Source organism: Bradyrhizobium sp. YCK136 (assembly GCF_044570075.1).
GTDB classification, from domain to species: Bacteria; Pseudomonadota; Alphaproteobacteria; order Rhizobiales; family Xanthobacteraceae; genus Bradyrhizobium; species Bradyrhizobium diazoefficiens.
The window spans coordinates 4,495,472-4,516,693 of the sequence record NZ_CP172424.1 but is presented as its reverse complement, the minus strand read 5'-3'; the positions used below and the strand labels follow the sequence as shown (position 1 = coordinate 4,516,693).

Genomic DNA, 21,222 nt, shown 5'->3' with positions numbered 1-21,222 from the left:
GTGAAGATTTCGATCAGCGACGCAGCGTGAACGCGCCGCGATAGGCGCCGGAGTGGCCGGCAGTCCGCGTGGCGCGGACCTTGTTGTTCTCGGCGATGGTCTCTTCGAAGGTCTCACGCACGCCTTCGCGAAAACCGTTCTTGTACATGCGCACGGTCGAGTAGAAGAACGGCCGCGCCGTCTCCTTGACGGTACCGAACTCCTCGGCCAGCGCATAATCGAACGGCCCAGCCGCGGTGTATTTGGTCGTTTTCGACCCGCCGGCGAGCACAAGGACTGTCGGCTTGGTGTCGGTCGAGACGTCCTTCATCCGCACGGAATCGTGCAGGTGATAGGTTTCGTTGTGCTCGATCGCCAGCTGGATGTTGCCGACGAGCTCGGTGCCCTGCGCAACAAGATCATTGCGCATGTTGCGCTTCATCTGGGCCGCCAGCGATTGCATGTCGGTCTTGAACTGCTTGACGCTGGCGTTGTTGCCCATGGCGAGAACTCCCCCCGCTGTGATCGAGTGCGCCGAACGATTACGCCGACGCCGCGATGATCTCGATGTTGTAGTTGACGCTGCCGCCGGCGCCATTGGCGACCTTGAGGATGTCGCCGGTCGCAGGAGTGACGGGCCATCCGGTCCGGCTGGCGAACAGCACACGGTCGCCAGGCTTGATGTCGACCGAATGGGTGGCGCTGGAGAACGGACCATTGAAGGTGTTCGAGGCTGCCGCGCCGACCGTCAGGGTCGAAAGCGACGCTTCCGGGTTTTCGATCATGATCGCCTTGACCTTGGCGGCCACGATGGTGGTACCGAAGGCATCGACCAGCGCGCCGGCGAGATCGAGGTTCTCGCTGGTCGAGGCCGCCAGCGTGCGGGTGTCGATGAAGGCGATATCAGCCTTGCCGTAGCCGGTACCGCTGCCGAGCTGGATATCGGCCGCATCCGGCATGCGGTCGACGACATCGCGGCCGTCGAGGGTCTTCTTGTTCACAGACGCTATCGAGGCACGCACGATGGTGTTGAGGGACGTCATGGCTAGCTCCAGTTTGAGAGGGACGCAGGAAAAGAAATCAGAGCGCGTTGGCGTCGGTCAGGATCGAGAAGGTCAGCACCGCATGGTTGGTGACGCCGTCCGGATCGCGCAGGTAACTGGCGCTTTCGAGCAGGACCGATTGCGTGCCGCTGCTCACCGTCTGCAGCTGCTCGTCATGCAGCAGATTGATCACGGCGCCGCCGACCTGGCGCGACTTGTCCACCTGCTTGAACTGGTCCCAGACGTGGATGGTGACGGCGGTTTCGGCCGCATCGACGCCATCGGCCGATTCCGGGATGACCTGCATGTTGCCGATCGTCACTAAGGGATAGTCAGGCTTGGCGGGGACGCGATCGAAGATGCGGCCGTCGATCATTGCAGTGAGCACCTGATCGGCGCGCAGCTTAGCCTCGATCACAGCTCGCAGGTCCGCCGCCGGGTCCGTGAACGACATCAGCCGGAGATCCTGAGGTCGATGCGAACGACCTGGTTGTTGATTTTCTTGGCATCGACCCAGACCACCGTCTGCCGCCGCTCGGAGCCATCGAGCGCGATCTTGTCGCCCTCGTTCTCGCGCGGCACGATGTTGGCGGGATCGCCATCCGGCCACCCCGCCGCGAGCAGCGGCGTCGGAGACAGGATCAGGTTGAAGCCGCTCCGCTTGATGCCGGACGGCGCATCGTCCGCCTTGGTGCGATCAGGGCGCGCGCGGCAGGTGACGGTTGCGATGATGTTGTTGTCGTCATCCTCCCGCGTCAGCACGATGTCCTCGCCATAGGCGGCAAGGAAGCGGTCGAGCTGCGCGATCGAGGCGGCCGCGGACATCATCGGGTCAGCCCTCGCCCTTGCCGGTCTCAGACGTGATCACCTGCCCGACATCGCCGGTCGAGCCGCTCGAGGAGTCCCCACCATCGTTTGGGCCGCCGTTGCTCCCGGCCGTCATGCGAGCGATGACCTGGTCGAGCGCCGAGCGGGTAACCTCGAGCGATCCAACATGGGTTTTCAGGGCGGCGTGCTGATCGTCGATGTCGGCCAGCACCGTGTCATAGCGCTGGCCGGTGACGGCGAGATCGGCCTCCTGCCGCTCGGCGCGCGCCAGGCGGCCGGCAAAGCCCGCCAGCTCGATCGGGCGCTTGATGGTCCGGTTCATGTCGATCACCTCCAGAATTGACGGGTCGCGCTCGACCGCGACGAGCAGCCGGCGCAGCTGCAGGCGCCGGAGTGCGATGGCGACGAGCGCATCGATATCAACGGGTCTTGACCCGTAGGCGGATCGCCTGCTCAAGCTCGGCGCCCTTGGCCGTGGTGACGCGGTTGACGATCTCGTAGGCCTGTCCAGCCGCTCCGCCGGAGATCTGCACGGTCGCGACCTTGTCCGTGTTGCTGGCATTCTCGGCGACCAGGCCGGACGGCAGCGCGAAGGTCGAGGCCGCCAGCGCATCGCCGTCGGCAAGGCGCGCGGTCCAGTCGACCGCATATTCGATGCGGCGCTCGGCCGGGTCTTTCGGCGGCCAGACGTGACGCGCGGTACGAGGCAGTAGAACGACACTTCGCGACATCACCAGACCTCGTCGAGCATCAGGTTGCGAACCGCGTCGGGGATCAGGGTTGCAAGGTTGGCCGGCACGGAGAATTGCTGCTGCCCGACGCCGAAAACGGTCTCGCTCGTCAGCGTCAGACTTGCCTCGCCCATGGTGTAGAGATGGCGCAGCATCAGGAGGATAGCGACCTTGACATTGCCCGGCAGGTCGGCGGGGTCCTCATAGCCGGCATCGAACCGGATCACGACGGGCTCCGGCGAGCGGGCAAACAGCGGCGGCCAGTAGGTGCCGAATTTCGGGACGATCTGCACGCTATCGCCCTTGGTCTGTACCACATAGGCGGACGGATCGAGCGTCGCCTGCGTCTCCGTGCTCCAGTCCACATATTTGATCGAGGCAACCTGGTCGGCGAGGACGGGCGCGATCGGCAGCTCGAGCGCGGCGCGCCAGCACGGCAGCACCCATTCCAGCGTCTGCAGCACGAACACGCGCTGGACCAACGACTGGCAGAATTTTGTCGCCGCCGGAATCAGCGCCCCAATCATCAGGTCATTGCTCGAGTCCGAGACACGCAACTGCGCCTTGGCTTCAGCCAGGGTCACAGGGTAGCCCGCCGGCGGGGTGACGATGCGGAGCATTGACGGCCTCGAGGAAGATATGCGGCCCGGCACAAGCGCCGAGCCGCTAGTCTTGCAGCGAAATCAGGCGTTTTGCACCACGGAGACCAAGTCGTTGTCGGTGCCAAAACCGTAACGCGGATCGAATCCGAGCACGGTGGCATCGACCAACGATGCCGCGGCGCCGACGGTCACCGACACGCGAAACCACTTGAAGCCGTTGTTGAAGTCGAGATCTTCCTGCTTGAGATCGATCGTGACCTGGTTGTTGTCGTTGGAGGCCTTCACCAGCTGGGTTATCGCCTTGCCCGTGACATCCTTGGCGCCGGTGCCAGCATTGTCGGTCGCCTGCTGCAGCTTGGCATCCACGGTCGCCGCAGCACCGAGCACGCCGGTTTTCAACGCAACCAAGAAGTTGTGAAACGTGGTGGCATCCATCCACCCCGACGTGACGGTGCCGGCCGCCTGCGATACGGGACTGATGAAGCCGACAATGCCGACGCGCTGCGACGGCCTCAATGCGGGTCCAGACATTGTTTTTCCCTATGCTCTGGAAGGTTGGAAACAAGGCAGGCGCCGATTGCGCAAGCCTCTACCCTAGACAGCAAAAAGCCGCCCCGTTTCCGGGGCGGCCTGTTTCTGGTTGGACGACAGGCGGGATTTAGCGGCTTGCCAGAGCGACGAAGTGCGACTTGCTGCTGGCGCCCTTCGCGGCCGCGACGGGGCCGGACAGATAGGGCTGGCCGCCCGCGCGGAGGATCCAGCGGAACGCCGTCAGGTTTTGGTCGAAAAACAGGTGGATCGACGCAGCAAAGTCGATGCCGCCGCCCTGCTTGGTCGCCAGCGCGTAGCCGGAGAGATCGGCCAGCACGATATCGCCCTTGGTGCCCAAGGTCTGACAGTGTTCATTGAACAGCAGCGGATCGCCCGCCAGGATGTTCTTGAACGGCGATCCGGTCAGCGCCTGGTTGATCGGCAGATAGGCCGCATTGTTGCCGATGGTCATGAGGCCGAGCTGCGGGATGGTGTCGCGGTTCGCGAGCCACATCGGGTTGCCGCCGGGCATCTCGAACAGGCGCGCCATCATCTTGAGGATGTTGGCCGCGACAATGGTGGTCGCGGTCTGGCCGCCTTCGGCGGCGACCGTAACCAGCGCCGGCGAGTTCATAAAGCCGAGCGGCTTGCCGTTGCCGTCGCCCCAGCACACCGCCTCGAACAACTTCCAGCGGATCGCGCGGGCCGCCTGGACGGTGATGCGGTTCTGCAACCGCGGCGCGTCCTCCAGGACTTCGTTGGTCGCGAGCACGAAGGCGTAGAGCTCGTGCAGCTGGATGATCTCAGGCGTCAGGGCCGCCTTGCTCGCGATCATCTGCGTGCCTTCCGAGCGCCAGGCCGCCTGGACGCCGGCCGCGCCCCACGGCGTGGTCTCGTCCTTGACGATGCCGACCGTGTTGCCCTGCGTCGGCTCCGGGTTGCAGAAGCCAAGCAGATCATTGTCGGCAAACACCAGCGACCAGATCTGCTCGCGCCATTCGGTCGGAACCAGCACGCCCTCACCCGACGATCCCTGATTCTGCTGATAGCCAGTCGCCGCGGCCGCGAAGCGCGGATCCGCGACACCATTGACCTGCAGATTGCGCACGGCGACGGCGAACTCGGCGAGACTGCGGAAGCCCGCGGTCCGCGCCGGATCGGTATCGTTCACGATTGTCGCGAGCGCCGGGCCCCCACCGAGCGACGAGGTCGAAAACAGGGTGGCGCGGCGCACGGCCTTTTCCTCGGCCGAAATCTCGCCGTCGAGCGCGGCAACCTCAGCCTCGAGCGCATCGACCTGCCCCTCGAGTGTGGTGATCTGCGCCTTTTCCGCGTCAGTCGCGTTGTCCTTGCCGAGCAGCGCATTGAGCTGGTCGAGCGCGATTTTGCCAGCCTTCGCCTTCTCGGCGCGGGCATGGCGCAGCTTCTTAAGATCCTTTTTCATGGGATCAACAACTCCTGTTGTGATGACGCCGGACAAGAGAGCCCGCACTCCCGCTGTCCGGCGACGCGGGTGGGCAACCGAGATTTTCGGAAAACGCTAGTCGAACATCAGCGCCGAGCGCCGGCGCGAGGCCGCGCGGGTCGGCATTCCCGCGACCATGCCGGCGATGACGCTGTCGAGCGTCGCGACGCGGTCGACCATGCCGCGGGCCATGGCTTCCTTGGCGCCGAACACGCGGCCCTGGCCGAATTCGTCCTTGACCTTGGCCTGCGAGACCTTGCGGCCGGAAGCCACCGCCTTCACGAAATCGGCGCCCGCGGCGTTGGCACGACCCTGCAGGAAGTTGCGCGCGTCATCCGAAAGCGGAGCAAACGGATGCGCCTCGTTCTTCATCGGCGACTGCTCGGACCGGATCAGCGTCATCTTGAGGCCGATCTGCTCCAGCCAGCCGGAAATGTCCTGATGCATGATCATCGCGCCGATCGAGCCCACGTCGCCGGACGGCGAGATCACCAGCTCGGAGGCCTGCGATGCGATCCAGTAGGCCGCCGACGCCGCCAACGTATTGACCACGGCCACGACCGGCTTTTTGGAGGCCGCATAGGCAAAGGCCGCAGCCGCTTCCGCCGTGCCGGACACCGTCCCACCAGGGCTGTCGACGTCGGCGATGATGCCGGCGACATCGGCGTCGTCGGCGGCCCGTGTCGCGCTCGCAGCGATGCCCGACAGGCTCGACCCGTACCAGGAGCCCCGCGGCGTCAGGCCACCGTAGACGCCGATCAACGCGATCTTGCTCGGCTGCGTCGCAACCGTCTGCGTGGTCGCAGCGAGCGTAGCCTCGCGCGCCTCGATGCTCGACAGGCCGTTGAGGATTGCGGAAACCTCGATCGATACGACGGCATCGATCGACGTGATCTGCGCGATGACCTGGCAGCTCGGCGCGGTTGTCATTTGCCATTGTCGTCTTGCTCCTGGTCGGAAGACTGGTCGGCGTTTTCGTCGCCAGCAGCAGCGGCCGCGGCGCCGGAGTCCTTGGTCAGCGGGTTTTTGTACTCGTCGCCGCCGGGGTCGGTCCGCAGCTCCTCGTTTTCGCGGCGCAGGATGTCGTTGGCGGACAGCCATTCGCCCTGCCGGCCCATCAGATAGGCCGCGTAGCGGGTCTTGAGATCGCCGCGCAGCAGGCCTGCGAAGTTGAACTCGACAAACAGACTGTTGTCGTCGTTGTCGAGGAGGAGATCACCCTCGGCACCCTGCTCGAGCGCGATGGCGAGCGGCGCCAGGCAGTAGATGACGAAATCGAGCGACTGCTGCTCAATATTGTTGTTGGTCGAGCGCTTGAGGCGACCGGCGCGATGCGGCGGATAGCTCCACAGGCCGAACACGGCGGTATCGGCGGCGTCCTCGGTCTCCAGCAGCTGCGCCTCGGAATTGGTGACCTTCAGCTGGACGTATTTGCCGCCGTATTTCAGCAGACGATCGCGGTGACGGTTGCGCCCCGTGCCGTTGCGGCGCCAGGTTTCGAGGAAATCGCGCTCGGCGTCCTTGTCCTTGAAGGTGCCGGGATGCTCGATAATGCCGCCAGTGCCACCGTAATTGGCGAACCAGATGTCGCCATATTCGTGCACGGCGATGGCGCGCGCGAACACGTTGCGCGCGGTTTCCCAGACCGGCTCGCCGAGCAGCCCATCCTCGCGCAGCGGGTTGCCGCGCAGGTGCCAAATCTCGTCCTCGCGATAGGTGACCGGCGCCAGCGACGCGTTCTGGACGATCGTCGCCGGCGGATTGAATGTGTAATAGAGCCGACCGTCATAGCGGCGCTCGATCTGCGCCAGGCGGCGCGGATGCAGGATCTCGAGGCCGCCGAGCCCGTAGGGTTCGAGGCCGAGCCGATCACTTGGCGGCAAGATCCGGCAGAACGCATTGCGATAGTAGGACAGATGCCAGCCGACCTCGGAAATGAACTCGCCGGGCTTGGTGACTCCGTTCGGCTTCGCCGACAGCAGCCGGGTCAACGGATGGTCCGGCAGCGCCGTGCGCGAGCCCTTGGGCCCCTTGCGATAGACCGAAACCGGCAGCGTCGACAGCGCCGACGACATGCCATAGCGGACCGACTGCACGGCGCCAAGCTGCGACACGGTCCGGTCATTGACCACGACGCCGGCAGCCGAGAAATCACCGCCGAGAGCGCCCCAATATTGCGGGTCCAACTGGTCGCGCGGCTTGGTGATGTCGATCGTATCGGCCATCACCCGCAGCGCGTTGCCGAGACCGGAAAGCAAGCCCATCAGATCACCGTCAGCATGTCGGCGCCGGTCACGAGCATGCCGGCCGAAGGATTCCAGCTCATGAGGATCGTCGCCTGCAGGAGCGCGATCAGCGGATCGATCTTGGCGCGGCCGGCGACCTGCTTGGTGATCATGTCGGCATTGCCGCGCTGCTCGACCTTGGCGTTGCCGACAACCCACGTCATCAGCGCCTGGTCGGCGTGGAAATAGGTCGCATCGGCGAGCTTGATGTCGAGCCCGTAGACCGCCGGTGCCAGCGCCGGGCCTTGCAGCAGCCGGCGGATCATGTCCTCGGTGACTCCGGCGCCGAACAGCGCCTCAAACAGAGCCGCGGCCCGGTTCGGGTCGATGCCGACGGCATTCTTGTCCGGCAGGAGCCCGCTCGCGACGACCGTCGCAACCATGCTCGCGAGATCCGCGTGCGCCGCCCCGATGTCGAGGATCTTAAATGACTCCTCCTTGACGAAATCGTCGAGCTGCGCGGCGATTTCCTTGCGCCGCTGCAAAACGATCGGGTCGGCCCAGCCGTAGCACCACGACAGCCAATGCCGCGTTTCCTTTTCACGGCCGATAACGGCCAGGCCGAGCAGATCGTCGCGGCCGCCGCCGTCGACGCCGATCGTCACGACCTCGCAGCGGGCGAGCAGCGAGTCCAACGTGAGTTTCTCGTCAACCTGCTGATCCCAAAGATCGGCGCCGCTCCAGCCTTCATTGCTGATGCCCTGCCCGATCTCGATGTTGAGATGCTGCGATGCCCAGATGCGGATGGCTTCCTCGCCCTTGTCCCGCTCACCCTCCCAATCGGCGATCAACTCCGGCAACGAAGAGCCGGACCGGCCGAGGTTCGGCATCACCATCGGCCAGTTAACCGGGTCTTTCCAACGGTGCTCGACACCCTGCTGACGCTCCTCGCGCGTCAAGGTCGCGATGTCAGGCGGAAATTCGTACAAAATCGGCAGCATCGGCCGGATGACCCGCCCCCGATACTTGCCGTCCCGGACGTTGCGCGCAAATTTCAGCTCCGACTTGAAAATGCCAGCCGGAACATCGTCGCTCTGCGTCGTCGTCATGACGAGCAGTCCCTCCGGAGTCTTGTCCAGGCCGCCGCGTATCTGGCGCAGCACCTTCGCACCCTTCGGGTTGTTGCCGAGTAGGTGAATCTCGTCGAGCAGCACGAAGAACAGGCCCATCGCGCCGGTAAGGATGTTGACATCGAAGGTCTTGACGCTGCACTCGGCCTTGGTGACGAGGTCCTCAATCATCATCTCATGATCGTGCGTCTTGAAACGCCGCTTGAGGTCCTGCGACTCCTCGATCATGCCGACCGCCTGGTCGTACGCGCGGGTCGAGATCGCCTGCGTCGGACCGACGAACAGCGCCTTTCCGCGGGGCCGCTTGTTCATCAGCATCGCCACGATCAACAGCGCGGCGGAATTCGTCGTTTTCGACGAGCCTTTGACCACCATCGCGAGGATGTCGCGAATGTGGCGCACTTTGTTGATCGGGTCCCAACTCCCGAACGACGCGCGCACGATCTCGCGGAACCACTCCCCCGAGGCGTCCCGCATTTTCGGCTTGCCCGGAACGTCCGGCAGCTGGATCTCGTCATAGAACGCCTGCCCCATGTCCGCCTCATCCGCGAACAACGGCAGCGATGGCATCAGCGACCGCCCCTCGCGGATACGATCCTGCCAGTCGACGCAGGAGAGGTCCCACGGCTGCGGCTGCACGATCTGTTCCGGTGCGAGCACTAGTGCTGCGTTCCCTGTCGGCGCATCATCAGCTCGCCCATCGGCGAACCCACGTCGGGCGTATGCGCGGCCGCCAGCGCGGCGGCTTTCTTCCCGACTTTCTCCGGCTTCGCAGCCTTCTCCGCCGGCGTCGCCTTCTGCGGCTGCTGCGTCTGCCCGTAGAGCATCAGGTCATTCCGCTCCAGGTACTTCAGGAATTCGCGGATCGCCGAGACGTTGCCGGCGTTGACGCCATCGAGCAGCTTCATACCGAGCTGCGCGACCAGGCGATCGCGTGAGACATCGGCAAACTTCAGCTCGGAAAAATAATGCTTCCGCAGCGTCGGCGGCGTGACGTAAAGCGCCGCCGCGATCCGCGGCGCGCTCCAGCCGAGCGCGACTAAGAGGCTGACACGATTCCGGTTTTGCTGCGTCGGCACATGCTCAGGCCGACCGCGCCCGCCCCAGTTGGACGGCACGGGATCACCAAAGAGGTCAAAAACTTCAGCCAAGACGAAAAAAACCTGCGAATGAGAGAGGGGCCGGTCCGTGGAGCGAGGGGCTGCGAGGATTTAACCACCCCCCACCCCTTCACTGCTCGATGATGCCTGGCGGCGCCGGCCACTGCTCAATGAAGCGGTTCATGTCGGCTTCGTTGGTGAAACCCATCCACGTCCAGCCGTTGATGGTTGCACTGCCTCGATACCAGAGGCCGGGCTTGCCATGGATTGGCGAGGACTGCTCGCCGATCTGGTCGATGCACCACGTCAGGATGGCATACTCACGATCGCGACCGCTCGAATGCCCGCCCGTGTACGCATTGACCATCCACGGGTGACAGCTCCACACCTTGCGCATCAGCTCGGCGCGCTCAGCGTCGCCGTGATCGAACGCGAGCATTCGTTCGTACAGAGCAGTTGCCATAACCGTTCCGATCAGTGCCAGACGCCGCGGGTGTGCAGGCTAGCCTGCTCCTCGGCCTGCTTGAGCTTATCGTGGCAACCCTTGCAGAGCGTCTGCAGGTTAGCCTCGCACCAGAACAGCTGCGCATCACCACGGTGCGGCTTGATGTGGTCACACACGAGCAGCGAGCTATCGCCCTCGACCAGCCCGCACTTCCTGCAGGTGTAGAGATCGCGCAGGAAGATGCTGAGACGAAGCAGCCGCCAACGGGCGATCTTGTACCAGGCTTTCCAGGGCGGCTGCGGCATCTACAAAAGGAAAGGCCCGACCACACCGCGGGGAGTGATCGGGCCTTGGCAACGCGCCACGAAGTCAGGGAGGAAACGCCCAAGGAGGGCAGCGGTAACGCACAGGCGCGCTACCGCACACCTATGCATGCAAAAGCCCGGCGCGATGGCCGGGCTTTGTGTCGGTTACGCTTCGCGCGTCCGCCTGGAATCAGGCTCTGCGCTTTTAGCCGAGCTGCCGCGAATGCACCGCACCGCGAATTAGTCGATCAGCTCGATCTGCGTCTCGGTCAAACCGTTTACCTTGACGCCGCGCTTTCCGTCTTTGACGTAGACGCTGAGTCGGCCACTTGAGTCAATTCGCTCGATCAGCGCGAGGAAGCCGGAGAATAGGCCATCAGCGACGCGGACTTCACGACCAACCTTGAGGCTGGTCTCCTCCTCGGCGACTGCTTCCGTGACGAAACCGTATTTTACGAACAGCTGCATCAGCGCAGGCTTGCGTCGCGACGGCAGCATGCTCTCGATTGCAACGATCTCGCGCACGAACTGCATCTCGGATGGGTAGAGCCACGATCGCAGTTTGCCGAAGTCGAGCAGGTTGTCGACATCAGGGATGCTGCGGATCTCACCCATTCGACGTAGCTCGAATTCAGGCAGGAAGATCAGACCGGGAAGAAACGGCTTTTCGACGCGCCGGCCCAAGTGAGGCTTACGCGCGAGATCGCGAGTGCCTCGCTTGATGAAGCTGACAATCGTTGGAGACCATCCGCTGATGCAGCGCTCGCGAAAGGCCTTCATCACCTTGGCGTCGCGCCCCGGCATCACCTGCAGAATGCTCCAGGTGCGAGGCACTGCAGGCACAGATTGCAGCTCGCTCGCCGTCACATAGCCCACGAACTGCCCGATCTCGTAATGCATGTTCATTCGTCTCCCCCTGCCTGCGATGCCTCGACGTCACACCACGTTCCGTCCTTGCGCGGCGGCCATGGCGCCGGCGCATGGAAGCCATCCTCGCCGCCCCGACGCTCGAGCAGCGGCGATCTGACGCCGAACACGTTCGCCCCAATGAACGCCTGCCAGGCCGCGACCTGCTGACGGTTGGTGATCCAGTGCCAGGACGCCCTGTCGGCGACGCCGCCAAAGGCAAGCAGCTGCGGCGTGATGCTGCCGCGATAGATCACCTTGCCGGCGTTGACGAACAGCCGCGCCTTGGCCACCGCGTACAGCACCTCGAGCGCGCGGTGCTCCTCGCCCCCGACATCGAAAGCCGTTCGCGAAGCGCCACCCTCCGCAGAGCCCTCGCCCTGCTTCAGCAGCGTCCAGCGCTTGTCCTCGAGGTAGCGCCAGCCGGACGGAATGGTCTTACGGCCCTGCCGCTTTAGCTCCTCGAGGAACGGCTTGACGCCGTCGAGCGCAGCTTTCTCCTCCTCGGCCGAGAGCGCATCGGCCGCATAGTCGGTGCGCTGGCGATCGTCGACGGCAGAGGTCGGCCATCGCTCACGGAACTCGGCCTTGAACCGATCCTTACGATCCCTCGCGCGCGCACCCGCGTCTCTCTCAATCGTTTTAAGGGGTCGTTCTAAGGGGTCGTTCTTGGTGCCCACGTATGTGTGGGCACCCGTGCCCGCGTATGCATGGGCACCCGTGCCCACGGGCGGGCACCCCTGCCCACCAGCGGGCACCCCCTCCCCGTTTTCCTGCACTTCCGCGCTTTCTGCATGGCTCTCGTCGTCGACATCATCAGCATCGCGCGCGAGGCTTTTCAGGTCGAAATCATCCCGGTCGAGCTTCACGCGATACGCATAGCTCGACGACGGCGTCGAATCCTCCGGCCGCCAAGTGTCGCGCCGGCGCTTCTCCACCCAGCCGGCCTCATACAGCCGATCGAGCGAGCGCTGCAATGTGGCGCGACCGCAGCCGATTTCGGACGCCATGCGCACCTGGCTGCGCGTGCACCAGCCGGCGCGATCGATGTGACGGCCGAGCAGACACAGCGTTTGCAGGTCGCGCGGCTCGAGCGAGCGATCAGTCACCGCCCCCGCGGGAATGATCGATAGACGAGGATTGGACACGTGATGCCTTGAGAGATGGAGTCAACTGGACGCGGTAAGCAACAGAACGCTAGAGACAATCGCGGCTTGCCTACGGCCGGTCGTGATCGATCATGACGTCGACGATCGCCTGCACCGAGAGGCGCTCGATTGCGCCCGTCTCGATCGCGCGGCTGAGACGCGGCCACCAGCGATCCGGGAAGCGCGCGCCGTTGACGGTGCGGCCGAAGCTGACGACCTGATACTTGTCGAGCCCGTCGACCTCGCGATCCGCCACCTTGACGACCAGCTTGGTGATGACCGTCGCCAACTTGAGGGCCTGCGGACCGCCAGAGCCGAGCGTGCGCAGGACGACGCTTGTGTCAGCCATCAGACCCTCCGCCCGCCAATGATGGCTGAGGATGCCCTGCAGAGCCGCTGGCGCGCTTGTCGAGTGCCGACCGGCCAGGCGGCGGGTCGCCGAACCACGCCGCTGTCAGGCCCTGCCTATCGATCCGCAGCTGCAGCTCGGCGCGCTCGCGCAGGTGATCCAGCAGCGGCATCCGCTTGCGTTCGACGACAGGCATCGGCAGCACGGGCGCCGCGGGCGCAACGATGGCGGCGACCTCTGGCACAATGCCGGCAGCCGCAACGCCGCGCTTGCGCCAGGACACCGCAGGAACGCTCGGTTTCGGACCGCGCGGCCGGCGCGAGCGGTCACGGGCGCCCTTCAGCTTGCCGTAATAGCGCTGTTCGCATGCCGGTCCCGACCGCCCTGGCAGCGCGGCCGCGATCGCCGGCCAATCGAGCCGCTCGACGTCGCGCAGCCGCAACAAGTCGGCATCTTCGCCGGCAGACCAGCGCACGCAGGTTCTGTCGGGATTCATGCCGGCACCTCCGCCGCTTCGCGCAGCGAAGTCGGCACGGCCTCACACACCGGCGTGTTGCCGCCGACCTGGATTTTCTCGCTGCCGCGATACCATTCCTTCCAGTGATCCTGGCGGCCGTGGCTGTCGGCGCCATGGCACGAGACGCAGATGATCTCGCAGCCCTCGCGCGTGCATACCTTGCGGCTGTCGCCGTTCGGGGCGCGGGTCTTTTCGCTCCATTTGTGCTTCATTCCGCCGCCTCCAGGAATTCCGGGGCCGCGCGTTCGTCCTGCATGATGGCGAAGACGTTCGCCTCCATCTGCGCGACGGAGACGGCATTTCCGATCTGCTTGACCTTCTCGGTCTTGGTGCCGGCGAAGCGGTAATCGGGACCGAAGCCCATTGCCGCCGCCAATTCGTGCGGCTCGAGCATGCGGAACAGGATGTCGTACTCGAGTCCGGGCTCGACCAGATTGACATGGCCGCTGGCGCAGACGGCCGGCGCCGGATCGGCGAGATCGTGCACGCGCGGCGCCTGGCCGGGACGCTCGCCGAACTGCGCCGCGATGAACGCCAGCTCGCCGCGGTTGGCCGTCGTCAGCGTCGGCAGCGGATCGGCCTCGACGTCGCGGGCACGATTGGATGCATCGGCATGGGTGATCGGCACCACAAGCCCGAACCGTGCCTTGGCGGTCGCGGTCGGCAGCGGGTCCTCGCCGCTGCGCAGCGTCTCGCCAGAGCCAGAGCCATAATAGGGTGAGATCAGGCAGTGCGAGTGTTTTGCGACCTGCGTCGGCGTCGGCTCGTCGACGCCACGCGGCGCACCGTCGCCGTGGCGCGAGAGCACGAACGGCTCGACCAGGTAACCGGCGCCCGAGGTTGTCGCGGTCGGCGCGGGCGCGTCGATAGAATGCGCCCTCGCTTCCCCACGCCCCTCGCCTGCCCGGTTGATGATCAGCGGCTGCACCAAGCCGACATGCGTGCCCCGCGCCGTCAGCGCCGGCAGCGGCACGTCGATGCCTTGTGCGGCCATATGCCGACGCAGCACGATGATGAACGGCTCCGGCCAGCCGAACTTGACGATGCCGGCATAGATTCGCTTGAGCGTCTTTGGCGCGAGCGGCTTCTTGCGGGCGTAGATCGAGCGGCCCTTGATCGACCAGTCGATGATCTCGCGCGCCGGGCGGTACGGTTTCAACGCCGTCGCCGGCGCGACGTCGCGCCTCGCATGCGTAGCAACCGGCAGCGTCAGCCGCCGATCATCGAACCGGAAGAACCCGAAAAACCGCTGCCGCGTCGTCGCCTCGCCGACGTCAGCGGCATTGAGCTTGCGCCACTCGATCGACGTCGCGCCCAGCCGGCGGATGGTCTCGATCCATTCGCGGAAATACAGGCCTTCCTTGTCTTTGATCGGCCGCCGCGTCTCAGGATCAACCGGCCCCCATTTGGTGAACTCCCAGACGTTCTCGATCAGCATCCGCTTGACGCGCAGCTCGGTCAGCCAGGTGATGACGTGCCAGGGATCGCTGCGCTGCTGGTCGCTGGTCGGCTTGCCGCCGCGCGCGATCGAGTGATGCGTGCAGGTCGGTGAGGCCATCAGCAAATCGAGATAGCCCTCCGGCACCACCTGGTGCGGACGTACCTGGCTGATATCGGCGCAATAGTGCCGCGCGCGGGGATGATTGCGCTGATGCGTTTCCAGCGCCGTGCCCCAATGATTGACGCAGACCAGCTCCATCTCGAGTCCGAGCCGCGCCAGCGCGCGCTCGGCGCCCGTGGAGGAGCCGCCGGCGCCGCAGAACAGGTCGGCGACGAGGATCTTTCGCGTCACCGCTGCGACCTCCGGAAACGGGTCTCGAGATCGCCGACGACAAGCGTGGTGATTTGCGGCTCGGCCACGTCCTCTAGCGCCTTGTCGAGATATCGGCCGCGCTGCCACCAGGCGATGGTGTAGCCGAGCATGAAGCCGGCAAAGAGAAGAATCGAGCCGGCGCCGACGGCGACGTTGGTGCTGATGTCGATCACTTGCGCCCCCGATTGCGATCGAACTTTTCGCCCTCGGCAACGACCAGCGCTGCAGCACGGACCAGATCACGGCGATTGCCCTGCGGCTTCCACCACTCAAGCGACCACGGCCAGACCATCGGCGGTTCCCGCCCGAAGTCGTCATCCGCACGCCGGCGCCACGTTGGCATGATCGCGTAGCACGAGCCCGCGGCAGCGAGTTCACCAACCGGATGCGCGTCGTCGTGCGTAGTCGACCAGCCCTCCTGCTCGATCTGGCGGAAGCGCTCGGCAATGACGGCCTGCATGAACGAAGACAGAGGCCGGCGGATATGTAGCGCCTCGAACACTCGCCGCAGCAGATACGAGCGCGCGATCGAGATCACAGTCATGATCAGCGCGAAAAACAGGTTCTGCCGGAATGACACAGTGACGCCGAGCAGCGGGAGAAAGTACATCTGCGCCGCAAGGCTGATCCCGAACCCAACCGCGATGTTGATGACGCTCTCGACGAGCGACATGATTTTGCTCTGTTTCACACTTCTGCCCCCTGCTGTTGAACGGATGCCGGCGCGACCAGCTGCGCCAGCAACGCCCTGCCCTCGTCAGTGACGAGCACGCGATCGGTCGTGCAGTGCGCGAAGCCGCGCGCGCCAACGAGGTGGCGGATCATGTCGGGCTCGACCGAGTCCCAGCGGCCGGCGGAGATCTCGAGCAGCGCGAGCTGCTCGGCGAGCTCGTCGGCATCGACCGGCAGGCGCGTCTGCAGGACGCCGTCGACGACCTCGGCTGGCGGTGCGTCGTCGAGCTGGCGGGCCGCGTCAAACAGGCTCATCTGCGGTGCGCGGTAAGGCTCGGTCAGGTCGGCCTTCGGCGCCGGCGGCAGCTCGGCCGCCTCCAGCTCGCGCAGGCGATCCCAGCCGGCGCCGCGCAGCGCCCATTGCTCGCCTTGCTGGCAGGCGTAGCCGCGCGCCAGGTAGAACGCGCCGAGCACCGGCGCGAGATCACGGCGCGGGTGGCAGAAGTCGGAGAGGATCTTCAGCGCTTCACGCTCGCCAATCGAGGCGGGATCGAATTCGGGCACCTCGGTCGCAGCCAGCCATTCCGAGCCCGCCAGCTGGTCGATGGTGATGACGTCGCCGGCATCATAGGTCGCCCTGTCCGCGACGGCCGCAGCGGCGCTGGCCCCGTCAGTTGCTTCCGCTGCGGCCGCCTCGGTCTCACCGGAGGGCACCGGGAGGTCTGAATCCGCATCGCCCGCCGATGACGGCGAAGCCGCCACATCGGTCGGGTTGGCGATCGCACTGCTTTGCAGCGCGACGCCGGCCTGATTGCCCCAGGCGTCCCAATTCTCCGGCAGCGGATGCTCTGCATCGACGCGGGCAAACAGCTCGAGCACGGGCAGCGGCGCTCCGTCGCTGTCCTTGCCGACCATGGTCGCGATCATGTGGCGGTAGTGGTCGGGCTTGCGCGAATGCTCACGCGGCCGCTCGCGATGATTGGAGCCGAACTTTTCGTCGCTGGCTGGTTTCGGCAGGCCGCGGCCGCGCTTGAACTGCAGCAGCAGCTCGTCCTGATCCCACGCGAGCAAGCCCGTTCCACTCTGGTCCGGATGCTCCTCGTCGGTCTTGGTCCAGACGTAGCAGGTCGAATAGCTATCCATGCCGAGTGCGAGCTGGCAGGCATAGGCGAGCGGCAGATCGGCGGTGGCCATGGCGATCTCGCCGTCGGCAAGTGTCACCTCGATCAGATAGGAGACTTTTGCGAGTAGATGCGCGCGCGGAATCCACATCCAGAACCACGCGTCCGGCTGCAGCGCCTCACCGACGCGCTTGAGGTAGTCGAGGATGTCCGGCCAGGACATGGTGGTGTAGTGGTTTTCATAGGCACGGTTGCCGATCCCCGCCTTGCGTGCCCAGGGCGGGTCGCCGTAGCCCGCCGGATACTTTTTGCCCGACGGCGTCAGCGACGAGGCGGAGGCCAGCACCGAGGCCAGGTTGCGGCGATGAACCCGCCCCTCCTCCTCGGTATTCACCTTGAGCAGGTCGGTCGCGACCTTGGCCTTGCCCGACCGGACCTCCTCGGCGTGTGCCGTCAGCAGCGCCTCAAATTTTTCGGCCGGCACGCGCGCCAGCTTTTGCGCGCGCATGCTTTCCTTGGGCGCAATCCCGGCCTCGCGCAGCGTCGGCACGGAAACCGATTCCTCGCCGGAATCGGTTTCCCTCTCCGCCTTCTTGGGCCGCCCGCCGCGGTTGAGGCCGACCGTCTCGCGCTGCTTGATCACCAGCTCGCCGAGCCGGCGTTCCGCGCGAAAGCGGATCTGCATCGCCCGCAGCTCGAGGTCGAGGTTCTTCATGATCCGCGAGGCGGCCTCTATCGCCTTCCACTCGTCGCGGATGTACTGGACCTCGTCGACCGCGAGCGCCTCGGCGATCGCGAGGCAGGCGGCCTCGTATTTCACCAGCTCAGTCAAAGGGAATCTCCTCGAGCTGGCGAGCCCCTGCGAGCGCATCGGCCATGATCTGGCGCACGATCGCGTCGAGCGTCGGCGCGGTGCCGCGCGTGCGGCGGCTGATGGCGTTGTCGCGCTTGGTGGCCCAGCGCAGATTGCAGCGCCGGTTGTCGAGCGTCTGGCCGTTGATATGGTCGACGACATGGGCGGCGAGGAACGCATCGTCCCGGCCGGGATCAGCCGCGATCATGATCTCGCGATGCATGCGCACGGTGGAGCGCTGTGGCCCGACATTGCGCTTGGCGTAGAGCATCCAGCTGTCGCCGCGGCCGTTGCCGGCGTGCCAGACGTTCCACATGTTTTCCGAGAGCCAGGCGAAATCGACGGCATCGACCAGCGCCCAGATCGGCTCGCGCTGCGACAGCCAGATCCGGCGGCACGGCGTCAGCGAAAGATCAGGCAGCTCCGAAAGGTCGAAGGCAATCGCGCGAGCATCCGTGGTGTTGACCGGGGCCTGCATCATCACAGCATCCCCAGCGCTTGCATGTAGATCTCGAGGATGGTCTCGAACTCCGCGCGCTCGTTCGGGTCTTGGGCCCGCATCCTCACGATCGTCTTGAGCGCCTTGGTGTCGTACCCGTTTGCCTTGGCCTCGGCGTAGACGGCGGTGACGTCGTCGCCGATCGCCTTCTTCTCCTCGAGCAGTCGCTCGATCCGCTCAACGATCGATTTCAGCTGATCCTTGGCGATTTTTTCCGCGCTGGTTTTGGCCTCCCTGCTCACGACGACAGCCCCCGCTTCCAGAGCTGCGCGACCGAGACCAGCCGCGTGTAATCGCAGCCCTCGAAATCGGCGTCATAGCGCATCAGGTCATGCGCTATGCGATGCGCAGTCCAGGTCTTGAGATCGTGGCCGTTTTCGAGCGCACGCGCGGCGGCATCGGCAATCATCTGCGTGGTGGCGATGGTGCGGCCGTTCATGGCGCCCTCACCAGCATGGTCTTGACCGCGCGCCAGCCGTTGCGATTGTTGGTCTTGTCGTCAGCGTTGAGGGTGCGGACGAGCCGCACCGCGTCGTCGATATCGGCGAAGGCGACCGCGCCGTCGTAAAAATGCGGGATCTCGAAGCCGTGCCGCGGATGCCAGGCGGCCCAGACAATCTTGCCGGTCATGGCACCACCTCGAGGCGGCCCTCATCAGCGCGGAAGGGCGGCTCCTGGCCGTAGGCGAGAACGGCCTTGGCGTCCCAACCGGGCGGCACCGGCATCGGCAGGAATGCGTCGGCGCCGAGCAGGATGATTTTCGGAGCGGCATCGGTGATGACGACGCGCACGGCGCCGACGATCACGCGCCGGTCGAGCCCGAACAGGATGGCGCGCGCGACCTTCATCGCCGCCTCGCCCAGCGAAAGCCGAATCCGCCATCGGCGTCCCACGGCAGCATCTGCGCGCCGGTCACAACGGCCAGCACGCCGACGATCAGCACGGCCGCCAGCATAATCAGGAAGCGCAGATCGTCAGGATCTGCGATACGCGCAACGACGTCCTCGATCATGGTTCGAGCCCCCGCTCCAGGGCAGCCAGACGCCGCTCGGTGTCGGCCTGCAGGCTGCGCAGCTTTGCGATTTCGTGCGTGCGGCGGAGCGCCTTGGCCCACGCCTGCGTATTGTTGCGGGTCAGGATGCGGATGACGTCGTCACCGACGTCCGAGTTGATCAAGGCGATTAAAGCCTCGGCGTCGGGCGCGTGCTTTCCGGTTTTCCACGATTTACAAACGTCGGGATGCCGGCCCGTCCGAACGTGCAATTCCCAAGCAAAACCAACCTTGAAACGGCGTTGCAGGAATTGCAGGACGGGCTGCCAGGAGGGCGAACTTCGCCCCTTTCTGGCGGGGACTTCACCCCCTGCGAGAGTTGGCGATATCGCCGGCTTGCCCGTAGCCTTCTGCCCCATGACAAACCGCCCTAAGCCATGCCCGGCGCGGACCGCGCCCCGATACGCGAGATCTCACTCTCAAGCGCGCGGCGAGCGGGACCGCGCGTCGGCGGCCCCTTGGTCTCCCAGCGATGGACGGTGCTCTGGTCGACGTCGAAACGCGCGCCGAAAGCCGCTTGGCTCTCGCCGACCATCTCCCGCGCCCGCCGAATCACGTCTCCGCCCATGACGCAACAATGCGTTTTGCATTATTCACGTCAATGCCTTTCGCATTACAACCCAATGCAAAATGCATTTATGGCTGAAATGCATGAAAGGTTGGCCGCAGCCCGGAAAGAAGCCGGGTTCGGCACGGTAAGGGCTGCGGCCGACGCTCTAGGCGTCAAAGAGGTCACTTACGCCCAGCACGAAAACGGCACCCGTGGGTTTCGACGGGACGCCGCAGACAAGTATGCGCGGAAGTTCCACGTCGGCCTGGAATGGCTGCTGACCGGAAAAGGTCCGAAAGAGCGGCGGCCGGCCAAGCTACCGGCGAGCGAGCAGCGCTATGTTGCCCTAGTCGGGTACGTCGGCGCCGGCGCCGAGACCCACTTTTTCGCGAACGATGCGCCCCTCGACGAGGTCCCCGCCCCGAACGGCACGACCGAGGAGACGGTCGCGGTGGAGATCCGGGGAGACAGCCTAGGATCTTTCTTTGATCGATGGCTGGTCTTTTATGACGATGTCCGCCGGCCAGTCACCACGGACCTGATCAACCGCCTTTGCGTCGTCGGCATCGAGGACGGTCGAATCCTGATCAAGAAGATCCAGCGCAGCAAGTCGCGCGGCCTGTTTCACCTGCTATCCCAGACTGAACCGCCGATCCTCGACGTTCGGATCGAGTGGGCCGCCGCCGTGAAGAACATGGTGCCCAAGTGAAGATCTGACCATAAGCGAAGGGGCTCCAAAAATCGACTAATGCAATACGCATTGACGAAATAATGCAATTTGCATTACTGCTTCCCGTGAAACATCTCACGGGAGACTGCAGCCGTGCCGCGCCCAAACGACTTGACCGCCGCCGCCTTTGACCAGCTACTGAAGCTGCACGGCTTTTTCCACATCCGCGCCGAGGGCCGCTTCGCAGATGTCCGCGCCCGGGGATGCCCTCGGACCGAGCCGGTGATGCGCGGCAAGCGCCTCAACCGCCAGGCCACGCTCGACGCGCTCCTCAAGGACCGCAAGACCCGCCACGACGCAGCTGCGGCCGCCGAGGCCGTCCAGATCGAGCGCGAGCGCATTGCCGCACTGATCGCGCCGCCCGCGCTGCCCGCGGCCCGCGCCAACCTGGAGGGCGCCGCCGCGATCGCCCAGCTTGCCGACGACTTCATCGTCCTCACCACTCGCAGCGATGGCGCCGCCCTGCCCGACCTAATGCGGATGGGCTGGCGCAAGTCGCAGATTTTCGAGCACACCGACGCAGCCCGCAGCCTCGCCTATAGCCGGCAGAATGGGGCGGCGGCATGATCCGGCAGATCATCCCCTCGTTTATCCGCAGGCTGATCGAGACGCGATGGCCCGAAGGAGAG

At 65.1% G+C, this 21,222-nt stretch carries 33 protein-coding genes; 2 read left to right on the top strand and 31 right to left on the bottom strand.

Going from position 1 to position 21,222, the window contains the following annotated elements:
* Window positions 1-13: 13 nt before the first annotated feature.
* The 31 genes from ACFLEY_RS21680 to ACFLEY_RS21530 form a co-directional block, all read right to left on the bottom strand.
* Entirely contained in the window at window positions 14-481 is a 468-nt protein-coding gene (locus tag ACFLEY_RS21680; RefSeq protein WP_060911910.1) for a hypothetical protein, read from the bottom strand.
* 40 nt (window positions 482-521) lie between these two features.
* Window positions 522-1,022, bottom strand: coding sequence for a hypothetical protein (locus ACFLEY_RS21675; RefSeq protein WP_396604779.1), 501 nt, complete (start codon window positions 1,020-1,022; stop codon window positions 522-524).
* A gap of 37 nt (window positions 1,023-1,059) precedes the next feature.
* Window positions 1,060-1,476, bottom strand: coding sequence for a DUF3168 domain-containing protein (locus tag ACFLEY_RS21670; RefSeq protein WP_060911908.1), 417 nt, complete (start codon window positions 1,474-1,476; stop codon window positions 1,060-1,062).
* Window positions 1,476-1,850: a hypothetical protein gene (locus ACFLEY_RS21665; protein WP_060911907.1), complete on the bottom strand. Its 375-nt coding sequence runs from the start codon at window positions 1,848-1,850 to the stop codon at window positions 1,476-1,478. Before ACFLEY_RS21665 ends, ACFLEY_RS21670 begins: the two co-directional genes overlap by 1 nt.
* A gap of 4 nt (window positions 1,851-1,854) precedes the next feature.
* A complete protein-coding gene (locus ACFLEY_RS21660; protein WP_060911906.1) occupies window positions 1,855-2,307 on the bottom strand; it encodes a hypothetical protein in 453 nt (150 codons plus the stop codon).
* Window positions 2,270-2,581: a hypothetical protein gene (locus ACFLEY_RS21655; protein ID WP_060911905.1), complete on the bottom strand. Its 312-nt coding sequence runs from the start codon at window positions 2,579-2,581 to the stop codon at window positions 2,270-2,272. The genes ACFLEY_RS21660 and ACFLEY_RS21655 overlap by 38 nt, the downstream gene beginning before the upstream one ends.
* Window positions 2,581-3,201, bottom strand: a complete 621-nt coding sequence (locus ACFLEY_RS21650) for a hypothetical protein (RefSeq protein ID WP_396604778.1) — start codon at window positions 3,199-3,201, stop codon at window positions 2,581-2,583. Before ACFLEY_RS21650 ends, ACFLEY_RS21655 begins: the two co-directional genes overlap by 1 nt.
* Window positions 3,202-3,264: 63 nt before the next feature.
* Window positions 3,265-3,714: a hypothetical protein gene (locus tag ACFLEY_RS21645; protein WP_060911903.1), complete on the bottom strand. Its 450-nt coding sequence runs from the start codon at window positions 3,712-3,714 to the stop codon at window positions 3,265-3,267.
* 127 nt (window positions 3,715-3,841) lie between these two features.
* Complete coding sequence (locus ACFLEY_RS21640; RefSeq protein ID WP_396604777.1) at window positions 3,842-5,158, bottom strand: phage major capsid protein; 1,317 nt, start codon at window positions 5,156-5,158, stop codon at window positions 3,842-3,844.
* 96 nt (window positions 5,159-5,254) lie between these two features.
* The gene (locus tag ACFLEY_RS21635) at window positions 5,255-6,109 is read right to left on the bottom strand and encodes a S49 family peptidase (RefSeq protein WP_396604776.1); all 855 of its coding nucleotides are present in this window, start codon (window positions 6,107-6,109) and stop codon (window positions 5,255-5,257) included.
* Window positions 6,106-7,443 (bottom strand): phage portal protein, encoded by a 1,338-nt coding sequence (locus ACFLEY_RS21630; RefSeq protein ID WP_396604775.1) that lies wholly within the window; start codon window positions 7,441-7,443, stop codon window positions 6,106-6,108. Before ACFLEY_RS21630 ends, ACFLEY_RS21635 begins: the two co-directional genes overlap by 4 nt.
* The gene (locus ACFLEY_RS21625; protein ID WP_396604774.1) at window positions 7,443-9,194 is read right to left on the bottom strand and encodes a terminase TerL endonuclease subunit; all 1,752 of its coding nucleotides are present in this window, start codon (window positions 9,192-9,194) and stop codon (window positions 7,443-7,445) included. Before ACFLEY_RS21625 ends, ACFLEY_RS21630 begins: the two co-directional genes overlap by 1 nt.
* Entirely contained in the window at window positions 9,194-9,685 is a 492-nt protein-coding gene (locus tag ACFLEY_RS21620) for a hypothetical protein (RefSeq protein ID WP_396604773.1), read from the bottom strand. The genes ACFLEY_RS21625 and ACFLEY_RS21620 overlap by 1 nt, the downstream gene beginning before the upstream one ends.
* A 79-nt stretch (window positions 9,686-9,764) precedes the next feature.
* The gene (locus ACFLEY_RS21615) at window positions 9,765-10,073 is read right to left on the bottom strand and encodes a hypothetical protein (RefSeq protein ID WP_396604772.1); all 309 of its coding nucleotides are present in this window, start codon (window positions 10,071-10,073) and stop codon (window positions 9,765-9,767) included.
* Window positions 10,074-10,108: 35 nt separating this feature from the next.
* Window positions 10,109-10,384, bottom strand: a complete 276-nt coding sequence (locus ACFLEY_RS21610; RefSeq protein WP_028174135.1) for an HNH endonuclease — start codon at window positions 10,382-10,384, stop codon at window positions 10,109-10,111.
* A 240-nt stretch (window positions 10,385-10,624) separates the two neighbouring features.
* Window positions 10,625-11,284, bottom strand: a complete 660-nt coding sequence (locus ACFLEY_RS21605) for a transcription termination/antitermination protein NusG (protein WP_396604771.1) — start codon at window positions 11,282-11,284, stop codon at window positions 10,625-10,627.
* 2 nt (window positions 11,285-11,286) lie between these two features.
* Window positions 11,287-12,438 (bottom strand): helix-turn-helix domain-containing protein, encoded by a 1,152-nt coding sequence (locus tag ACFLEY_RS21600; protein WP_396604770.1) that lies wholly within the window; start codon window positions 12,436-12,438, stop codon window positions 11,287-11,289.
* 70 nt (window positions 12,439-12,508) lie between these two features.
* Window positions 12,509-12,787 carry an ABC transporter substrate-binding protein gene (locus ACFLEY_RS21595; RefSeq protein WP_396604769.1) on the bottom strand — a complete coding sequence of 93 codons (279 nt, stop codon included), beginning with the start codon at window positions 12,785-12,787 and terminating at the stop codon, window positions 12,509-12,511.
* Window positions 12,780-13,283: a hypothetical protein gene (locus ACFLEY_RS21590; protein ID WP_396604768.1), complete on the bottom strand. Its 504-nt coding sequence runs from the start codon at window positions 13,281-13,283 to the stop codon at window positions 12,780-12,782. The genes ACFLEY_RS21595 and ACFLEY_RS21590 overlap by 8 nt, the downstream gene beginning before the upstream one ends.
* Window positions 13,280-13,516 (bottom strand): cytochrome C, encoded by a 237-nt coding sequence (locus tag ACFLEY_RS21585; RefSeq protein ID WP_396604767.1) that lies wholly within the window; start codon window positions 13,514-13,516, stop codon window positions 13,280-13,282. The genes ACFLEY_RS21590 and ACFLEY_RS21585 overlap by 4 nt, the downstream gene beginning before the upstream one ends.
* Entirely contained in the window at window positions 13,513-15,096 is a 1,584-nt protein-coding gene (locus ACFLEY_RS21580) for a DNA cytosine methyltransferase (RefSeq protein ID WP_396604766.1), read from the bottom strand. Before ACFLEY_RS21580 ends, ACFLEY_RS21585 begins: the two co-directional genes overlap by 4 nt.
* On the bottom strand, window positions 15,093-15,290 hold the full coding sequence (locus ACFLEY_RS21575; protein WP_396604765.1) for a hypothetical protein: 198 nt from the start codon (window positions 15,288-15,290) through the stop codon (window positions 15,093-15,095). The genes ACFLEY_RS21580 and ACFLEY_RS21575 overlap by 4 nt, the downstream gene beginning before the upstream one ends.
* Window positions 15,287-15,790 (bottom strand): hypothetical protein, encoded by a 504-nt coding sequence (locus tag ACFLEY_RS21570; protein WP_396604764.1) that lies wholly within the window; start codon window positions 15,788-15,790, stop codon window positions 15,287-15,289. Before ACFLEY_RS21570 ends, ACFLEY_RS21575 begins: the two co-directional genes overlap by 4 nt.
* A gap of 14 nt (window positions 15,791-15,804) precedes the next feature.
* The gene (locus tag ACFLEY_RS21565) at window positions 15,805-17,742 is read right to left on the bottom strand and encodes a hypothetical protein (RefSeq protein ID WP_396604763.1); all 1,938 of its coding nucleotides are present in this window, start codon (window positions 17,740-17,742) and stop codon (window positions 15,805-15,807) included.
* Window positions 17,735-18,244, bottom strand: a complete 510-nt coding sequence (locus tag ACFLEY_RS21560; protein WP_396604762.1) for an HNH endonuclease — start codon at window positions 18,242-18,244, stop codon at window positions 17,735-17,737. The genes ACFLEY_RS21565 and ACFLEY_RS21560 overlap by 8 nt, the downstream gene beginning before the upstream one ends.
* Window positions 18,244-18,504 (bottom strand): DUF2312 domain-containing protein, encoded by a 261-nt coding sequence (locus ACFLEY_RS21555; protein ID WP_396604761.1) that lies wholly within the window; start codon window positions 18,502-18,504, stop codon window positions 18,244-18,246. Before ACFLEY_RS21555 ends, ACFLEY_RS21560 begins: the two co-directional genes overlap by 1 nt.
* Window positions 18,501-18,701 carry a hypothetical protein gene (locus ACFLEY_RS21550; protein WP_396604760.1) on the bottom strand — a complete coding sequence of 67 codons (201 nt, stop codon included), beginning with the start codon at window positions 18,699-18,701 and terminating at the stop codon, window positions 18,501-18,503. The genes ACFLEY_RS21555 and ACFLEY_RS21550 overlap by 4 nt, the downstream gene beginning before the upstream one ends.
* Entirely contained in the window at window positions 18,698-18,892 is a 195-nt protein-coding gene (locus ACFLEY_RS21545; protein ID WP_060911884.1) for a hypothetical protein, read from the bottom strand. The genes ACFLEY_RS21550 and ACFLEY_RS21545 overlap by 4 nt, the downstream gene beginning before the upstream one ends.
* Window positions 18,889-19,110 carry a hypothetical protein gene (locus tag ACFLEY_RS21540; RefSeq protein WP_396604759.1) on the bottom strand — a complete coding sequence of 74 codons (222 nt, stop codon included), beginning with the start codon at window positions 19,108-19,110 and terminating at the stop codon, window positions 18,889-18,891. Before ACFLEY_RS21540 ends, ACFLEY_RS21545 begins: the two co-directional genes overlap by 4 nt.
* Window positions 19,107-19,274 carry a hypothetical protein gene (locus tag ACFLEY_RS21535; RefSeq protein WP_396604758.1) on the bottom strand — a complete coding sequence of 56 codons (168 nt, stop codon included), beginning with the start codon at window positions 19,272-19,274 and terminating at the stop codon, window positions 19,107-19,109. Before ACFLEY_RS21535 ends, ACFLEY_RS21540 begins: the two co-directional genes overlap by 4 nt.
* Window positions 19,271-19,672, bottom strand: a complete 402-nt coding sequence (locus tag ACFLEY_RS21530; protein WP_129557574.1) for a hypothetical protein — start codon at window positions 19,670-19,672, stop codon at window positions 19,271-19,273. Before ACFLEY_RS21530 ends, ACFLEY_RS21535 begins: the two co-directional genes overlap by 4 nt.
* A gap of 279 nt (window positions 19,673-19,951) precedes the next feature.
* Between ACFLEY_RS21530 and ACFLEY_RS21525 the strand changes: the two genes are divergently transcribed.
* Complete coding sequence (locus ACFLEY_RS21525; RefSeq protein WP_396604757.1) at window positions 19,952-20,572, top strand: XRE family transcriptional regulator; 621 nt, start codon at window positions 19,952-19,954, stop codon at window positions 20,570-20,572.
* A gap of 114 nt (window positions 20,573-20,686) precedes the next feature.
* The gene (locus tag ACFLEY_RS21520; RefSeq protein ID WP_396604756.1) at window positions 20,687-21,160 is read left to right on the top strand and encodes a phospholipase; all 474 of its coding nucleotides are present in this window, start codon (window positions 20,687-20,689) and stop codon (window positions 21,158-21,160) included.
* Window positions 21,161-21,222 lie beyond the last annotated feature (62 nt).

Coding starts and splice junctions, on each gene's coding strand:
- ACFLEY_RS21680 (WP_060911910.1), bottom strand. CDS start 481: ATGGGCAACAACGCCAGCGTCAAGCAGTTCAAGACCGACATGCAATCG.
- ACFLEY_RS21675 (WP_396604779.1), bottom strand. CDS start 1,022: ATGACGTCCCTCAACACCATCGTGCGTGCCTCGATAGCGTCTGTGAAC.
- ACFLEY_RS21670 (WP_060911908.1), bottom strand. CDS start 1,476: ATGTCGTTCACGGACCCGGCGGCGGACCTGCGAGCTGTGATCGAGGCT.
- ACFLEY_RS21665 (WP_060911907.1), bottom strand. CDS start 1,850: ATGATGTCCGCGGCCGCCTCGATCGCGCAGCTCGACCGCTTCCTTGCC.
- ACFLEY_RS21655 (WP_060911905.1), bottom strand. CDS start 2,581: ATGTCGCGAAGTGTCGTTCTACTGCCTCGTACCGCGCGTCACGTCTGG.
- ACFLEY_RS21650 (WP_396604778.1), bottom strand. CDS start 3,201: ATGCTCCGCATCGTCACCCCGCCGGCGGGCTACCCTGTGACCCTGGCT.
- ACFLEY_RS21645 (WP_060911903.1), bottom strand. CDS start 3,714: ATGTCTGGACCCGCATTGAGGCCGTCGCAGCGCGTCGGCATTGTCGGC.
- ACFLEY_RS21640 (WP_396604777.1), bottom strand. CDS start 5,158: ATGAAAAAGGATCTTAAGAAGCTGCGCCATGCCCGCGCCGAGAAGGCG.
- ACFLEY_RS21635 (WP_396604776.1), bottom strand. CDS start 6,109: ATGACAACCGCGCCGAGCTGCCAGGTCATCGCGCAGATCACGTCGATC.
- ACFLEY_RS21630 (WP_396604775.1), bottom strand. CDS start 7,443: ATGGGCTTGCTTTCCGGTCTCGGCAACGCGCTGCGGGTGATGGCCGAT.
- ACFLEY_RS21615 (WP_396604772.1), bottom strand. CDS start 10,073: ATGCTCGCGTTCGATCACGGCGACGCTGAGCGCGCCGAGCTGATGCGC.
- ACFLEY_RS21610 (WP_028174135.1), bottom strand. CDS start 10,384: ATGCCGCAGCCGCCCTGGAAAGCCTGGTACAAGATCGCCCGTTGGCGG.
- ACFLEY_RS21605 (WP_396604771.1), bottom strand. CDS start 11,284: ATGCATTACGAGATCGGGCAGTTCGTGGGCTATGTGACGGCGAGCGAG.
- ACFLEY_RS21595 (WP_396604769.1), bottom strand. CDS start 12,787: ATGGCTGACACAAGCGTCGTCCTGCGCACGCTCGGCTCTGGCGGTCCG.
- ACFLEY_RS21590 (WP_396604768.1), bottom strand. CDS start 13,283: ATGAATCCCGACAGAACCTGCGTGCGCTGGTCTGCCGGCGAAGATGCC.
- ACFLEY_RS21585 (WP_396604767.1), bottom strand. CDS start 13,516: ATGAAGCACAAATGGAGCGAAAAGACCCGCGCCCCGAACGGCGACAGC.
- ACFLEY_RS21570 (WP_396604764.1), bottom strand. CDS start 15,790: ATGTCGCTCGTCGAGAGCGTCATCAACATCGCGGTTGGGTTCGGGATC.
- ACFLEY_RS21560 (WP_396604762.1), bottom strand. CDS start 18,244: ATGATGCAGGCCCCGGTCAACACCACGGATGCTCGCGCGATTGCCTTC.
- ACFLEY_RS21550 (WP_396604760.1), bottom strand. CDS start 18,701: ATGAACGGCCGCACCATCGCCACCACGCAGATGATTGCCGATGCCGCC.
- ACFLEY_RS21545 (WP_060911884.1), bottom strand. CDS start 18,892: ATGACCGGCAAGATTGTCTGGGCCGCCTGGCATCCGCGGCACGGCTTC.
- ACFLEY_RS21540 (WP_396604759.1), bottom strand. CDS start 19,110: ATGAAGGTCGCGCGCGCCATCCTGTTCGGGCTCGACCGGCGCGTGATC.
- ACFLEY_RS21535 (WP_396604758.1), bottom strand. CDS start 19,274: ATGATCGAGGACGTCGTTGCGCGTATCGCAGATCCTGACGATCTGCGC.
- ACFLEY_RS21530 (WP_129557574.1), bottom strand. CDS start 19,672: ATGGGGCAGAAGGCTACGGGCAAGCCGGCGATATCGCCAACTCTCGCA.
- ACFLEY_RS21525 (WP_396604757.1), top strand. CDS start 19,952: ATGGCTGAAATGCATGAAAGGTTGGCCGCAGCCCGGAAAGAAGCCGGG.